The organism is Burkholderia sp. 9777_1386, assembly GCF_015712265.1.
GTDB lineage: Bacteria > Pseudomonadota > Gammaproteobacteria > Burkholderiales > Burkholderiaceae > Burkholderia > Burkholderia cenocepacia.
Window position 1 is genome coordinate 333,618 of sequence record NZ_JACCQB010000001.1, and the last position, 14,358, is coordinate 347,975.

Genomic DNA, 14,358 nt, shown 5'->3' on the forward strand with positions numbered 1-14,358 from the left:
TCGTGCCCGACGCCGGTGCAACCCGATGCCGGTTTGTGCGGAGCAGCACGTCGCCTGTATGAAGGCCGCCGCATTGCGACGACCGGCGCCGCGCGTTTCGCCCCGGTCATGCGCACGGAGATCCCGCTGCCTCGTGCTGAAATCGCGGGCCTGCGCCACGCACCGGACGATCCCGGCGGTCGGCGAATGCGCGCGTTGCGCGCGGCGGCCCACGGTTTTCGATCAGCCGGCCGGCGCGACCGATGCACCCGTGATGCCGTGCCGGCGCAGCGAATCGGCGACGAAGCCGGACGCCTTCATGTCTTCCACGAATGCGTTCAGGGCCGCCGCGGCCGCGTCGCCGCGGCTCTTCGGCACGCCCATCGCCTGCCGGATCACCATGAAGCGCTCGTCGAGCAGGTGCAGGCCGGGTGTTTTCGCGGCGTCGGCTTCGAGCTGCTGCTTCACGCCGGCCGCCACCTCCAGTTGCTGCTCGACGAACGTCGACACGACGGCTTGCGACGTCGGCGCGCGCACGATCCGCGCGGCTTTCAGTTCGCGGGTGAGGAACAGGTCGTACGCGCTGCCGTTGCCGACGGCCACGCGGTTGTGCGGCTGGTCGACGTCCGCGTTGGTGCGGATCGGCGAGGCGTCGGGAACGAGATAGAAGCCTTCGATCAGCACGTACGGCGCGGTGAACGCGACCGTTTCGCCGCGCAGCGGATCGACCGCGAAGAAGCCGAAATCGGCGCGCTCGTCGGTCAGCGCCTGCACCGATTTGCCAGCGGCGTCGAACACCACGAGTTCCAGGTCGGCCGACAGGCGCTCGGCGAAGGCGCGGGCGAGGTCGATCGAGACGCCGAACGGTTCGCCCGTCGCCGGGTCGCGGTTCGCGAGGATCGGGTTGCCGAGGTTGATCGAGGCGCGGAGCTTGCCGGTGGGCGTGAAGGCGGAGACGACAGCGGGAGCGATGGGCATGAGCGGACTCGCGGGAGGCATGGGGTCGGTCGGGTGACGGACGCGCGACGGTGCGTCGATGCTGAGCTTATCACCGGACGTCGTGGATCGCATGTGCGGGCGTGCCTGCGCGGAGACGACGAGACGTCGAGTCGGCCCGCGGCCTTCATGGGCGGTCGCTGCATCCTGTCACCGGGCTGCACACGTATCCGCAGGGGAAGCGGACGCCGGACGGCGAGCAACATGCGATCAACGCAGGCTGCAGCATGATCGGCAACGACAACGAGGCGCTTCTGTCGGCGGCGCGTGTCGGGCTGGGGATTCTCGCGCGCGGCGACTGCCTGATGATGCAGGACATCGACACCGGCAATCCGACGAGCGTGCTGCCGTGCCGGTGCCGGCTCACCCCTGCACGCTGAGCGCCTTCTCGAGCGCGGCAATCAGCTTGAACGCATCGCCGCGCGCGATCAGAAACCCGCGGCTGGTGTACTCGCACCCGAAGGCATAGAAGCTCGGCAGCAGTGTCACCATGTCGTTCTGCCGATCGAAATCGACTTCGCATTTCGTCAACGGGAAGAACGGAAGCGCGTCGGCCGGCATGTTGTACACGATGGGCTCCTAGTACATTTTCCGGGGCGGAAGCAGGCGCTTCGTCTGCAAGCGCTGTCGGGCAACGGCGCTGGCCTTTTTTCGCTTGCGCTCCGTCGTGGGCTTCTCATAGCTCGTGCGACTGCGCAGCTCGCGAATCAGCCCGGTTTTCTCGATGTCGCGCCGGAATCGCCGCAGTGCGACATCGATCGGTTCGTTGAGCTTCGGCGTAATTGTCGTCATGTAGATCCTGTCTGGAAAGCGGTTGGAACGGAAGGCTAGCCGAGCCGTGTCATGACGGCGCTGGCTATCTCGTCGGATTCGAATTCCGAATAGCCTGCTCCGATCGATAGCGCACGTACCGCCATGAACATGTGGAGCTCCGGTTGATGGCACATCGCTGAATCGGCGATTCCGGCGGGCACGGCGGTGTCGAGCCGGGTGACTTCACGCCGTCTGATCAAGCCGAGCAGTTCGTCGATGATCATTTCGACCTCCAAAATACCGAAAAAGTGTATGGCATTGACGAGCCGCGTCAGCTCGCGTTGGCGAAGAATCCCTGTTTGCCGCGATTGTCGTCGATGATGTTCTCGGCATAGCGGACCGACGCACGACGCGCGTCACCGGCGTTGTCGAAGGGGGACGTGTCGCGCAATCTGAAGGTCTGGCTCTGCGTCAGCGTATCGGTGGTGCCGCGCAGGCAAATCTTGACTGCCGCGTCGAACCCGGCGTCGTAGTTGTGCGGGCAGCCATGCGGCGCGGCCACGTGAGAGTAAATCAGTGGATAAATCTCGAATCCACGATAGACGTGCATGCTCATGACGAACTCCTGGCGTTCGGCCACGACGAGTCGCATGGGCGAACACATCCGGCCTGTACTTCCGTTGTGGGACGGGCCAGTGGGTGAAGGGGACAACGTTGCAGCGCGAAGGCGGGGCGATGCAGCAAGCGGGCGGGTGGAGGGGCGAACGGCCAAAGGACGGCTGATCGCGCGGATGGACCCATCATACGCGCATCGTTTGCCGAGCGGTCGATTTATTCGGTGGCCGCAAGTACGCAGCGGCACGCCCGGCGACGACGTCAGAGCGTCGTCAGCAAATGCAACTGACGTTCGGTCTCGTCGCCCGCGACCAGCGAAAAGAACCCGGTCTCGCGACGTTCGACTACCGTGAGCCCCTCGCTGTCGGAGAAGACGTTCCACGCGCTGTCGTCGACATGCGCGATCGCGCCGCGCGTGCGCGCGAATGCCAGCAATAGCGGACTCGCCTGGCGGCGCAGCACTTGACGATCCGAATTCAGCACATACGGTGGCCAGCCGGCCCGAAGGACGAGATAGTAAGGAATGGAGCCGGGATCGATTGTCATTGGAGCGGTTTCGTAGATGGGCCTGCGTTTGCCGCCCGGCTGCATTCGGAACGGCGGCGGGGAAAGCGTGCGATGGAGTGACGGGCGTTCGCCGTGATGTGTGTTCAGTCTATGCGTTGAACCGCTCGATTCGCAGGATATCGTAACGATCCCGTGCGGGGGCGATTGCGTATCCGGTTTCGGTCGGCGTGCGCGTTGCGGTCCGGCGACGAGAGCGATCCGGTCGTCAGGTGCGGCGCGCGCGCCACGCGTCGAGTGGGGCTTCCGGCTGACGAAACGTTGTAGCGATATCTACTGAATTGCAGTGTTCGTGACGGCCCATTATGCTGCCTTCATGAATCCGGTCCCGACTTCCTGGCTCCTGTTGATCGTCAGTCTGCCGACTGCCGGCGCGACCGCGCGCATGCGCATCTGGCGTACCGTCAAGGCGCTCGGCTGCGGCGCACTGCGGGACGGCGCTTACCTGTTGCCCGCGCATGCCGAGCAGGCGGCGCAGTTGCGTAACCTCGCCGACGAGGCCCGTAACGGCGAAGGGCAGGCGTGGTTGCTGGATGTCCGTGCGGACGACCCCGCGGACGAAGACGCGTACAAGGCGCTGTTCGATCGCGCGGCCGATTACACGGGCTGGCTCGCCGAGCTTTCGGAGGCTCGCAAGACGCTGCCCGAACTGGCGGCAGCCGATCTCAATCGCATGCAACGCCGCCACGCTCGCACGTACGAGGCCATTCGACGCATCGATTTCTTTCCTGGTGAAACCTCGCTGCGCGCGGATGCGCAATGGCGGGACTTCACCGCCGCGATCGAAGCGTTGCGCTCGCCCGGCGAGCCGCATGCCGCCCAACGCGGCATTCCACGCCGCGACCCTGCGCAGTATCAGGGCAGGCTGTGGGCGACGCGCCGTCACCTGTGGGTGGATCGCGTCGCCAGCGCGTGGCTGATTCAGCGTTTCATCGATCCGCATGCACGCTTCGTGTGGCTGGACAACCTCGCCGATTGCCCGCCCGACGCGCTCGGTTTCGATTTCGACGGCGCGCCGTTCACGCACGTGGGCGACCGCGTGTCGTTCGAGGTACTGGTCGCCAGCTTCGGGCTCGGCGACAACGACGGACTCGTCCGGCTGGGCGCCATGGTGCATGCGCTGGATGTGGGCGGCGCGACCGTGCCGGAAGCCGGCGGGTTCGAGGCCATTCTCGCCGGTGCCCGAAAGCGTCTCGCCGACGACGATGCGCTGTTGACGGAGATCGGCGCCGTACTCGATTCGTTGTACGTGCATTTCCGCGGCAACCGCCAACCCTGACCTTGTTGCTCGCCCGAACATGAACACACATCGCGACCGCCCGGCTTATACGTTGTGGCAACTGATCAGGTACTTCGCGTGGCTCGGCGCGACGGGTTTCGGCGGACCGGTCGCGCTCGCCGGCTACATGCATCGCGATCTCGTGGACACGCGTCGATGGATCGCCGACGCGGACTACAAGGAAGGCCTGGCGCTCGCGCAACTCGCGCCGGGCCCGCTTGCCGCGCAACTGGCGATCTATCTCGGCTACGTGCACTACCGCATCGTCGGCGCGACGCTGGTCGGGATCGCGTTTGTGCTGCCGTCGTTCCTGATGGTGGTCGGGCTCGGCTACGCGTACACGCGATTCGGCGGCCTGACGTGGATGCAGTCGGTGTTCTACGGTGTCGGCGCGGCGGTGATCGGCATCATCGCGATCAGCGCGCGCAAGCTGACCGCGAAAAGCATCGGCCACGACAAGCTGCTGTGGGCGATCTATCTCGCGCTGGTCGCCGTGACGGTGATCACCGAATCGGAAGTGGCGTGGCTGTTTCTCGCGGCGGGCCTGCTCGTCTGGTTCACGCGCGCGCCGCCCAGGTGGCTACGCCAACGGCGCGTCAATGCGGCGATGGTGTTGCCCGTCTCCGCCACCGGCGCGTGGCTCGGTATCGTCGACTGGCCGCAGCTCGCGCAACTTGCCGCGTTCTTTGCGAAGGCCGGCGCGTTCGTGTTCGGCTCGGGGCTTGCCATCGTGCCGTTCCTCTATGGCGGCGTCGTCACCGAGCACCATTGGCTCAACGAGAAGCAGTTCGTCGACGCCGTGGCGGTCGCGATGATCACGCCGGGCCCGGTCGTGATCACGGTGGGCTTCATCGGCTATCTGGTGGCCGGGCTGCCCGGTGCGTGCGTGGCGGCTGCCGGCACGTTCCTGCCGTGCTATCTGTTCACGGTGTTGCCGGCCCCGTACTTCAAGAAGTACGGCAGGCTGCCGGCGATTCTGGCGTTCGTCGACGGCGTGACGGCCGCGGCCGTCGGCGCGATCACGGGGTCGGTGATCGTGCTGGCCCGACGTTCGATCGTCGATGTGCCGACCGCGTTGGTGGCGCTCGCGACGATCGTGTTGCTGGTCAGGTTCAAGAAGCTGTCGGAGCCGGTGGTCGTGGGCGGAGCCGCCGTGCTGGGCCTGATCGTGTATCCGCTGTTGCATCACTGACCGTGGAGGCCGCCATGCAATGGATTACGCGACAACGTCCGAAAATCGACCGGGTGGCGTGTCCCTGGCTCATTGCCCGGTTCATCGACGAGACCCCCGAATTTCTGTACGTTGCGCCGGCCGACGTGCTGCGGATCGCCGACGAGACCGGTGCGATTCCGTACGACATTCCGGGGGTGGAGCTGACGCACGTCGGCGAGCAATGCAGCTTCGATGCGTTTCTCGACAAATATGGTCTGGCCGACGATCGCGCGTTGCAGCACATGGCCCGCATCATTCGCGGCGCGGATACGTCGCGACTCGATCTGACGCCGCAGTCCAGCGGGCTTTATGCCATCTCGCTCGGGCTGTCGGACATGTTTTCCGACGATCACGACATGCTCGAACATGGTCTCGTCATGTACGACGCGCTGTATGCGTGGTGCCGGCATTGCCAGGCAGAAGGCCATGCGTGGCCGCCGAAGATGGCGGAGTGACGAGCGGGAAAGCGGGGATGCGTGCAGACGACCGGCGTGGCCGCCGGTCGGCTCGCTAGACGGACGAAACAAAGCCCGCGAGGCGCGGGCTTTTCGTCAACAGTTGCCTTTCTTGGCCTGTCCCGGCGGACAGAATCCATTTCCCGGCCCGCCTTGCGGCGCGACCACGACCGGCGCGCCAGGAACATAGGCGACGCACCCGCCGAGCGCGCCCACCATGCTCGCCGCTGCGAGCAATGCGATCACCCCTTTTTTCACTTCGTTCTCCCGTTGGAAGGAAAGGGCCGTTCGGCCCTTTCGATGATGCCGTCAGCGCGTCAGAAACTGAAGTTGACGTTGGACTGACTGGTCGTTGCGTTGACGTTTGCCGATTGGGTCGCGCCCGATGCCGCGTCGGCCTCGATCGTATATTGACCCGCGGCGGCCGGCGCCGCGGCCAGCGCGACCGGCAGCGAACCCGAGTAGGTGCCGACGATCGGTGCGGCAGCGGGCACGGACAGCGAATAGGCGCCGGTGTCCATGTTCGCGTTGATCGACGTGATCTCGTAGGCGTTCGCATCGATCGTCTGCAGCGCACGCACGAAGGCGTTCGCGCTCGCCGTCACCGTACCGCCGACGGTGCTCATCGTCGAGGCCGGCAGCGTGATCGGCGCGTTCGACGCCGACACCGCCGTGGTCGTGTTCACGACCACCGGAACCGAGCGGACGATGCCCGATGCGAAGTGGTTCTGCACGATCACGACATCGTAATTGCCCTGCGTCGAACTCTGGATCAGCGGCGACAGCACGAACTTGCCGGAACTGTCGGCCACCGTGCCGCGGACGACCTTGCCACCTTGTTCGGCATAGACGGTCGCGCCGGCTTCGGCCGCTGCGACGTAACCGGAAATCGCACCGCTCACGACGGTCGGAATCGCGGTGACGACGGGTTTCAGCGCATACGAGCCGTTGCCGCGCTGGACGATCGACTTGCAGGCGTTGAAGTCGAGCACGAGATCGACCAGCGTATTGGGCTGAACCGTGAACGGCTGGATGATCTTGTAGCCGCTTTGCGTCGCGCTCGGCGTCGCGAGCGCCTGTTCGGTGCCGCCGGTCGGGACGACCGAGTTCGCGAGCGTGTTGCCCTGGTTCTGCGCGAGCACCAACCGAACTTGCTGATACTGGCCGGCGGGCAGCGCGGTCTGGCCGAGATCGGCGAGCACGCCGTTGGTCAGCGACAGCAGGTCGATCTTCTGCGGCGTCGCGAGGGAAACGGTCGACCAGCCACCGTCGTTGTCGGCGGCGTTCGCGTTGGCGTTGACGCGGACTTGCGAAACGGTGACGTACACATGGTCGAAGCCGCACGATGGCGCATCCGTCATCGCGACGTGCAGCGTACCGGTTTGCGTGCCGCCACCGTCGTCGCCGCCGCCGCAACCTGCAAGGACGAATGGTACGAAGGCGGCGCACAGGGCGCTCTTGATGATGTTGTTCATATGTCACCCCCAAGTGGGATCGTTATTGTGGGTGACGGAAGAATAGCGAGGCGGCAGCCTACTATTTGGGAATCTTTGAAACCGACGGTAACAATTTGTTCGATCCGTCAATTTTTACCGGGATTGATGTCGCTTCGGATGGCCCGGGCCGGGTGGCGGCGGGCAATTACGTCGTACGGCATGGCCGCACGTTCTTTCGTCGTATGTTTGTATCGCCAGGGGCACGGGGACTCATGGAGCGGCGAGAAATTGCCTGGGCGGCGCGAGTGTGCCCGCCCGGGATGTATCGGGATGAAGTCGACCATCAGGGCAAGCCGGCCGGCTGTAACACTGAGTTGTCGGCAAAGCAGGGCCGTTCGCGACGGCAATCTGGCAAGATGCACCGACTGACTGGATACAGGGTGTCCCATGCATATCGCGATCGTGACCTTCCAGGGCTTCAACGAGCTCGACTCCCTCATTGCGCTCGGCGTGCTCAATCGAATCAGGAAGCCGGGCTGGCGGGTAACCCTTTCTTGTCCGGAGCCTGCCGTCACCTCGATGAACGGGGTGACCGTGCAGGCGCAGTCAACGTTGGCGGACGCTTGCACGGCCGATGCCGTCCTCATCGGCAGCGGTATGCAAACCCGCCAGGTCGTCAATGACGCGGCACTGATGGCGCAGCTCGAGTTCGACCCTGCCCGGCAGCTCATCGGCGCGCAATGTTCGGGCACGTTGGTTCTGGCGAAGCTCGGCTTGCTCGGCAACATCCCGGCCTGCACCGATCTCACGACCAAACCGTGGGTGCTCGAGGCGGGCGTCGACGTCCTGGATCAGCCATTCTTCGCTCGAGGCAACGTCGCCACGGCGGGTGGCTGCTTTGCTTCGCAGTATCTGGCCGCGTGGCTCATCGCGCGCCTGGAAGGCGAGGACGCCGCGCGCAGCGCGCTGCACTACGTCGCGCCGGTCGGGGAGAAGGACGAGTACGTTTCACGCGCGCTGACGAACATCAAGCCCTACTTGGGGTAGCTCGACGAGCAATGACGCCGCCTCCATCGCAGCAAGCCGGGCGCGGCGGGTTGACGGGCCGCTGTGGTGTTCCTCACGGGAGGCGTCGGCGACGACGATTCGCGCCGGTCAGGCTGGATAGCGGTTGATGCGCGATCAACCCGGCCCGTCGCTCGCTGCCGCGAGCAGCGGCACGACCAGATCGCTGATCGGCGTCGGAATGCCGTGGGTGCGTCCGTACCGCTGCACGACGCCATTCCGGCAGTCCCACTCGAGGGGGCGGTTGCCCTGTCGGTCGGCAAGAATCGACGTACCCAGATCGGGTGGAAAGCCATGGAATCCATCGACGATTTCCTGCGGCACGTCATCGCCCAGCTTCGCGCCCTCCGCACGCGCGACCTCGAGACATTCCCGCAGGTAGGCGAGCGCCAGGGCCGTGATGTCGCTGCGCGAGAACATGCCGGCGCGGCGGCCGGTCAGCACCATGAGTCCCGCCACGGCATTCTGCAAAAGCTTTCGCCACGCGAGCGAGATGAAATCCTCCGCGACCTCGGGCGAGCAGCGCGTGCCGCGTAAAGCCGACACCACCACATCGCTCGCCGGCGTATCGGGCAGCGTGAGCCGGGGCTTGCCCCGCAGCCACACCGACGCGTCCGGTTCGCGTTGCGCCGGAAACCAGACGACCGACGGCACCACCGCGGCGCCGGCCGCATACGGTGCGAACGCGGTCTTTTGCTCGACACCGTTTTGCAGCACGCAGACGACGGTATTCGCATCGCATAGCGCGGTGATCCAGGGTGCGGCGCTCGCCACCTGCGTCGCCTTGACCGCGACGAAGACAAGATCGACCCGTTCGTTGATCGCGTGCGGATCGGTCAGTACGGGCCCGGGCACGACGATCTCGCCGCCATCGAAGCGCAACGTCAACTGCGCGTGCGCCGAGCGGCCGCAGATCACCGGCGTGCGGCCGGCTTCGTGAAGGGCGGCGGCGACCGTCGTTCCGATCGCGCCCGGACCGACGAGGGCGACGCGCGGGTGGGGGGATTTCGTCATGGTGTTCGTCCTGTCGAGTCGTTTGCCAGATGCGGGCGCAGTGCGAGCGCGAGCGGGAAAATCGCGACGGCGGTCAACGCGGTCGCATACGTGGCGCCGTGCACACCGATCCTGTCGCCCAGAAAACCGTAGAGCACGGGCGATATCGCGCCCGATGCGATCGTTCCCGTATAGAAAATCGCGAATGCGCGCTCGGTGTGCTCGGGCGCGGACATCTCCGGAACGGTGCCGTACAGCACCGACGAGGTGCCGTTCAGCATCATGCCCAGAATCGGCAGCAGCACCATGGCCGGCGCCAGCGGGAGATACATCACCGCGACGATGCATGCCGCCGTACCGCCCTCCGTGAACAGCACTGTACTGACCATACCCATGCGCGCGCCGAGCCACCCGCACATGAACTTGCCGGCCGCGCCGCCGATGAAAACGAGTGCAAGAGCCGTTCCCAACAGCTGAGGCGAGACCCCCTTTGCGTTGAGCAGGAAAGGCAGGAAGGTGAGGAGTCCCATGCGTACGGCCGTATCGAGCACGCCGATGGAAAACAGCGCGGCGAATCCGCTTGCTCCGGTGCCACTGCGTTGAGTGGACGCTCGTACCTTGGCTGTCGTCTTCGCGGCGGCGCCGCGTGGCACGGCGGGAAACCACAACGCGATGACGGCAGCCACGACGCAGCCCAGTCCGGCGACGATCCATAGCGCGTGGCGCCACGGCATCAGGGTCACGAGCAGCGAAATGGCGGCCGGCAGCGCGGATTTCCCCAGATCGCCGGAAAAGTTGTAGATGCTCAGCGGGCCCCGCGCGTCGCGCCCGTAGAGGCGCGACACGGCGCCCGACGCGATCGGATGCTGCGTGCTCGATCCGCCGCCCGAAATCGCCAGCGCCACGCCCAATCCGAGCAGGCCGCCCGACAGGCCCGCGATCGCATAGCCGAGCGCGGCGAGCAACGTACCGAGTGCGAGGGTCGTGCGGCTGCCCAGACGCTGGGCAAGCCGCCCGGCAGACAACTGCAGCGTCGCCATCGTGCCGGCGTAGATGCCGCGCAGGATCGCCAGCGCCGCAAAGTCGAGCCCGAATTCCGACTGCCACACGGGTAGCAACGCATAGATCATGTCCGTATAGCCATCGTGCATCGCGTGTGCAATGCAGGATAGCCATAGCACGCGCCGTCGGGATGGCGCGGTTTCCGACATGACGGGTGGGGAAAAAACCGGCAGGCGCATCGTCGTTCGCTCCGTGCGAGCGGGTCATGGAAGCCGCGCGCGGTATCGTTTTCAGGCTCGATGGGTGAATTTTATGGCTGACGGGACAGCCATTTCAACTGAGCTAAAATCGCGTCAATGGAGAGAAAAAGTCACGTCATGAACGAGAGCCGGGATGCTGCGACGCACCGCGGGGAGTTGCCTCCGCTCAATGCGCTGCGCGCGTTCGATGCGGTCGCGCGGCACGGCAGCTTCGCGGGGGCCGCGGCGGAACTGCATGTCACCCACTGGGCCGTCGGCAAGCAGATCCGGTTGCTGGAGGACTGGTTCGGCCTGCCGTTGTTCGACCGTCGTCCGCGCGGTGTCGTGCTGACCGACGAAGGGGCCGCGTTGCTGAACGACGTCAGCCACGCGTTCGAGCGCCTCGGCACCGCGGTGGTGCGGCTGCGCCACAACACGTTCACGCAGCGGATATCGGGGGTCGTGCGCGTGAATGTGCCGATGAGCTTCGCGCTTTGCTGGCTGCTGCCGCGGCTCGCCGATTTTCACGCGCGGTATCCCGACATCGACGTCAGGGTGTCGACGACCTCGCGCAAGCTGCGCTATGTCGCCGACGCTTTCGATATCGGCGTGCGTTCCGGTCCCGAGCAAGGCGCGGGCGTCGTATCGCGCCCGTTGATGCCCGACCTGCGCGTGCCGGCCTGCAATCCGGCCTTGCTGCGCCAGCATCCGATACAGAGCGTGGCCGACCTGCGTCATCACACCCTGCTGCATTCGGCCACGACGCGCTCCGCGTGGTCGCACTGGTTGAAGGAAGCGGGGGCTGCCGATCTGCGGGCGGCGCGCCATGTCGAATTCGATCACGTGAATCTTCAGCTCGGCGCGGCCATCGAGGGGCTCGGCGTCGCGCTGGCGTCGCTGCCGCTGATCGGGCGCGATCTCGCCGAGGGGCGCCTCGTGTGTCCCATCGCAGCGCCCGTATGGCGTGCCGACGACTACATGCTGGTGACGAACGCCGATCGCGCCGACGAGGCGGCGGTGTCCGCGTTCGAGGAATGGATGGAAGGCATGGCGAGCCAGGAGGGTGGCTAGGCTCGCCGGTCAGATCGGGCGGCAAGGGGCGACGAAACTGGCGGAAGCCTTCGTCGCCGGCGTCGTGCGCCCACTCGTCCGGACCGGCGAGTCGGCGATCAAAAGCCGTGGAACATGCCGATGTTGACCTGCACTTGGTTGCCGCCCGACGAGGTGTTGCCAAAGTCGGCAGCCGACGCCTGCGCGCCCTTCGCGTGAACGTAGGCCCCCATCGCGTACAGCGCGGTACTCTTCGACAGCGAGTACGTGGCACCCAGCGACACCTGGTTGATCGAAGCCATCGTGCGACCTTCGGCCGCTTGCTTGGGCGTGGCCGCGGAACCGTACACATACGTGTAGCCGGTCGCCAGCGACAGCGCCGGCGTGACCCGGTACTGCAGCAGCGCCCCCAGCACGTTGAAGTGGATCGAAGGCTGGCCATCGTTGCCGTGGTACTGGGCGTTCGAGTAGCGCAGGCCGGCCGTGTACGGCCCTACCTGGTATTGCGCGGCGATTTGCGCGATGCCCGCGCTCTTGAACGCATTGCCGCCGTTGTAGCCCGAACTCGGATAGCCGAGCGCACCCCCGAAACTCGGTTGTGCCGTTGCGTTCAACCAGCCGTTCTCGCCCTGGTTGACCGCACGAAAGTAGCCGCCGGCGACCGTCAGGCCGCCTTGAGCGTAGGTCGCGGCCGCCGACCACGATTGACCCGAACCCGTTGCGCCGGCCACGCCGCCGAACGAGTACGCGCCTTCAGCCTGGAAGCCGTGGATGATCGGCGAAATGTACTTCACGGCGTTGTTCTGGTTCGTCGTGTTGTCGTTGTTGTCGACGTCGCCCGGGGTCGAGAAGGTCGATGCCGAAATGACGTCGCCCGTCAGGGCCTGAACCATCTCCGTCACGGCGTCGAGCTGGCGCCCCATGCGCAGTGCGCCGTACTGTTCGGACGCGAGGCCGACGTAAGCCTGGCGGTTGAACAGCGAACGCGTGGTGCCGATCGGCCCTTGGCCGCCGATGCCGCCGGTGCCGATGTTGAAACCATTCTCGATCTTGAATACCGCCTGGAGACCGCCCCCGAGATCCTCTTGCCCCCTGAGGCCCCACTTGTTCGAACCGGCGGCGCCGCCATCGAGGCCGAACCGGCTGTGACCATTGATGTTCGACGTATAGCCGATGCCCGCATCGAGCATGCCATACAGGGTGACCGACGACTGCGCCATTGCTGCCGACGATGCTGCGAAGGCGGCAACCGCGATAACGCTGATGTTGATTTTCTTGTTTTTCATCTGCATTTCACTGTCAGGAGTGGGTTTCGGGATGGGTTGAAACGGCTTTGTTGTATTCGAATGCAGGTGACGCGCACGGCTTGCGCATCGTTTCGGTCGCGACGGTCAGCGTCGTATTCGCCACAGCGGCGGACCAGATTCACTCATTTCGTGATCCTTACAATCTTGTGTGGAGAACGCCGTATTGCCCGAGCGATCCGGCACCCGCTCGATTGGAACGATCGTGGTGCCACGACGTGAACGAAAGCTGCTGCCTTGCTACGTTGTCGCTTCAGCCGTGCTGCCGCGGCGCGCGCCACGCCCCTGCAACGTGGTCGCACTTTGCAGGTGGAAAAACCATATCAGGAACATAAATTCCCGTCAAAATTAGTTTGATATAAGTTAATCTCGTTTGATGACCTCGCGCCTTACGGAGTTTCCCTTATAGGAACTGCCATCAGGGCGACGTGCTGTCGACGTCCGCGCCATCATGCCGATGATCTCGACAAGGGCAAGCGAATGCGCGCTATGTGGCGGAGGACGATATCCGGCTGAAAGGGGCGACAATCGGGGGCGGAAAGTACCGGTCGGCAGATCTCGCTGATTGCGCGGCGCCGGTCGAATGAGGTCCGTTCGAGAAGCCGAAAGCCATCGCGGAAAATCGGTCACCAAGCGTGGTGCTCGGTAACCGGTCCATTTGCGCGTCGATTGCGATAATCGAAACGGATAAGGAGATTATTGAATGTTGCGCGTTAGTCGCACGTGAGCTTTCGTGTGTCGCACTGTTTTCGGATCAGCTATCAGTACCTTACAGGTTGCGATTGCGACCGAACGCCAGTCGCAGACGAAACTCAGCATTCGATCTCGCGCTGCATTAGATAGAATTTCATGTCGTCGCGGCCCTGCATTGAAATCGGCACCGGATCGCGATTAAAGCCGAGCATTTCGTAGAATCGATACGCCGACTCGCGGGCCGTGCACCACAGCAGCGTGCCATGCTGTTCGCGTACATGGCGAAGGGAGAGATTGACCAGCAGGCGTCCGAACCCCAGCCCGCGTACTGACGGATGGACGGCCATGCCGCGCAGGCGCCAGGCCCCGGCGTTCGAAACGCCGGATTGTGCTTCTTTACACACCGATGCCACGGCAACGATCGTATCGTTATCGCGAACGGCAAAATGCGTTGTCGTGGGGGCGAGATCGCCGTGTAAAGCACTTCCTTCCTCATCTCCCGCCATCAGGATGGCGGCCCTGAGGGGATAGGTTTCTTCCGCACGGACGGCACAGATGGTAAAGCGCACATCTTGTGAAATCATATAATTATCGGCTCTTTTCGTGACGCAGATTTTCTTGCAGTTCTCTTTCGGTATACCCACTCGCAAAATTAGCAGTTGCCGGATATTGCCGGTAAGGGTAATTTCCTATCCGCCACTTCTTTTCCAATCATACGCTAA

General features: G+C 64.6%; 17 protein-coding genes. 6 read left to right on the forward strand and 11 right to left on the reverse strand.

Annotated features, from left to right (window positions below):
• Positions 1 to 222: 222 nt before the first annotated feature.
• Positions 223 to 957 carry an ABC transporter substrate-binding protein gene (locus H0X91_RS01425; protein ID WP_058903877.1) on the reverse strand — a complete coding sequence of 245 codons (735 nt, stop codon included), beginning with the start codon at positions 955 to 957 and terminating at the stop codon, positions 223 to 225.
• A 245-nt stretch (positions 958 to 1,202) separates the two neighbouring features.
• On the opposite strand from H0X91_RS01425, the gene H0X91_RS01430 reads away from it, so the two are divergent.
• A complete protein-coding gene (locus tag H0X91_RS01430; protein ID WP_164530928.1) occupies positions 1,203 to 1,355 on the forward strand; it encodes a hypothetical protein in 153 nt (50 codons plus the stop codon).
• Here the strand turns inward: H0X91_RS01430 and H0X91_RS01435 are convergent.
• From H0X91_RS01435 to H0X91_RS01455, 5 genes are all read right to left on the reverse strand, one after another.
• Positions 1,339 to 1,545: a hypothetical protein gene (locus H0X91_RS01435; RefSeq protein WP_077175759.1), complete on the reverse strand. Its 207-nt coding sequence runs from the start codon at positions 1,543 to 1,545 to the stop codon at positions 1,339 to 1,341. The genes H0X91_RS01430 and H0X91_RS01435 overlap by 17 nt on opposite strands.
• Before the next feature lie 9 nt (positions 1,546 to 1,554).
• Positions 1,555 to 1,767 (reverse strand): 30S ribosomal protein S21, encoded by a 213-nt coding sequence (gene rpsU / locus H0X91_RS01440; RefSeq protein ID WP_006485562.1) that lies wholly within the window; start codon positions 1,765 to 1,767, stop codon positions 1,555 to 1,557.
• 35 nt (positions 1,768 to 1,802) lie between these two features.
• Entirely contained in the window at positions 1,803 to 2,012 is a 210-nt protein-coding gene (locus H0X91_RS01445; protein ID WP_006485579.1) for a hypothetical protein, read from the reverse strand.
• Between the two features lie 47 nt (positions 2,013 to 2,059).
• Positions 2,060 to 2,344 (reverse strand): hypothetical protein, encoded by a 285-nt coding sequence (locus tag H0X91_RS01450; protein WP_034178507.1) that lies wholly within the window; start codon positions 2,342 to 2,344, stop codon positions 2,060 to 2,062.
• A gap of 260 nt (positions 2,345 to 2,604) precedes the next feature.
• A complete protein-coding gene (locus H0X91_RS01455; RefSeq protein WP_006485538.1) occupies positions 2,605 to 2,889 on the reverse strand; it encodes a hypothetical protein in 285 nt (94 codons plus the stop codon).
• A gap of 334 nt (positions 2,890 to 3,223) precedes the next feature.
• Between H0X91_RS01455 and H0X91_RS01460 the strand changes: the two genes are divergently transcribed.
• From H0X91_RS01460 to H0X91_RS01470, 3 genes are read left to right on the forward strand one after another with little or no spacing between them, the layout of a single operon-like run.
• Positions 3,224 to 4,186 carry a chromate resistance protein ChrB domain-containing protein gene (locus H0X91_RS01460; RefSeq protein ID WP_012493704.1) on the forward strand — a complete coding sequence of 321 codons (963 nt, stop codon included), beginning with the start codon at positions 3,224 to 3,226 and terminating at the stop codon, positions 4,184 to 4,186.
• 19 nt (positions 4,187 to 4,205) lie between these two features.
• The gene (locus H0X91_RS01465) at positions 4,206 to 5,378 is read left to right on the forward strand and encodes a chromate transporter (RefSeq protein ID WP_048985950.1); all 1,173 of its coding nucleotides are present in this window, start codon (positions 4,206 to 4,208) and stop codon (positions 5,376 to 5,378) included.
• Positions 5,379 to 5,392: 14 nt separating this feature from the next.
• Complete coding sequence (locus tag H0X91_RS01470) at positions 5,393 to 5,854, forward strand: chromate resistance protein ChrB domain-containing protein (protein WP_006485541.1); 462 nt, start codon at positions 5,393 to 5,395, stop codon at positions 5,852 to 5,854.
• Positions 5,855 to 6,171: 317 nt separating this feature from the next.
• On the opposite strand, the gene H0X91_RS01475 is transcribed toward H0X91_RS01470, so the two are convergent.
• On the reverse strand, positions 6,172 to 7,329 hold the full coding sequence (locus H0X91_RS01475) for a DUF4382 domain-containing protein (protein ID WP_125333314.1): 1,158 nt from the start codon (positions 7,327 to 7,329) through the stop codon (positions 6,172 to 6,174).
• Between the two features lie 408 nt (positions 7,330 to 7,737).
• Between H0X91_RS01475 and H0X91_RS01480 the strand changes: the two genes are divergently transcribed.
• On the forward strand, positions 7,738 to 8,337 hold the full coding sequence (locus H0X91_RS01480) for a DJ-1/PfpI family protein (RefSeq protein ID WP_006485564.1): 600 nt from the start codon (positions 7,738 to 7,740) through the stop codon (positions 8,335 to 8,337).
• Positions 8,338 to 8,472: 135 nt separating this feature from the next.
• Here H0X91_RS01480 and H0X91_RS01485 read toward each other — a convergent pair whose 3' ends face one another.
• Both H0X91_RS01485 and H0X91_RS01490 read right to left on the reverse strand, forming a co-directional pair.
• Positions 8,473 to 9,369 (reverse strand): oxidoreductase, encoded by an 897-nt coding sequence (locus tag H0X91_RS01485; protein ID WP_062885973.1) that lies wholly within the window; start codon positions 9,367 to 9,369, stop codon positions 8,473 to 8,475.
• Complete coding sequence (locus H0X91_RS01490; protein WP_048985953.1) at positions 9,366 to 10,589, reverse strand: MFS transporter; 1,224 nt, start codon at positions 10,587 to 10,589, stop codon at positions 9,366 to 9,368. Before H0X91_RS01490 ends, H0X91_RS01485 begins: the two co-directional genes overlap by 4 nt.
• Positions 10,590 to 10,727: 138 nt before the next feature.
• Here H0X91_RS01490 and gcvA point away from each other — a divergent pair, with 138 nt between their 5' ends.
• Positions 10,728 to 11,660, forward strand: a complete 933-nt coding sequence (gene gcvA, locus H0X91_RS01495; RefSeq protein WP_006485586.1) for a transcriptional regulator GcvA — start codon at positions 10,728 to 10,730, stop codon at positions 11,658 to 11,660.
• Between the two features lie 98 nt (positions 11,661 to 11,758).
• On the opposite strand, the gene H0X91_RS01500 is transcribed toward gcvA, so the two are convergent.
• Positions 11,759 to 12,925 carry a porin gene (locus H0X91_RS01500; protein ID WP_006485558.1) on the reverse strand — a complete coding sequence of 389 codons (1,167 nt, stop codon included), beginning with the start codon at positions 12,923 to 12,925 and terminating at the stop codon, positions 11,759 to 11,761.
• 830 nt (positions 12,926 to 13,755) lie between these two features.
• Entirely contained in the window at positions 13,756 to 14,220 is a 465-nt protein-coding gene (locus H0X91_RS01505; protein WP_034203986.1) for a GNAT family N-acetyltransferase, read from the reverse strand.
• Between the last annotated feature and the right edge of the window lie 138 nt (positions 14,221 to 14,358).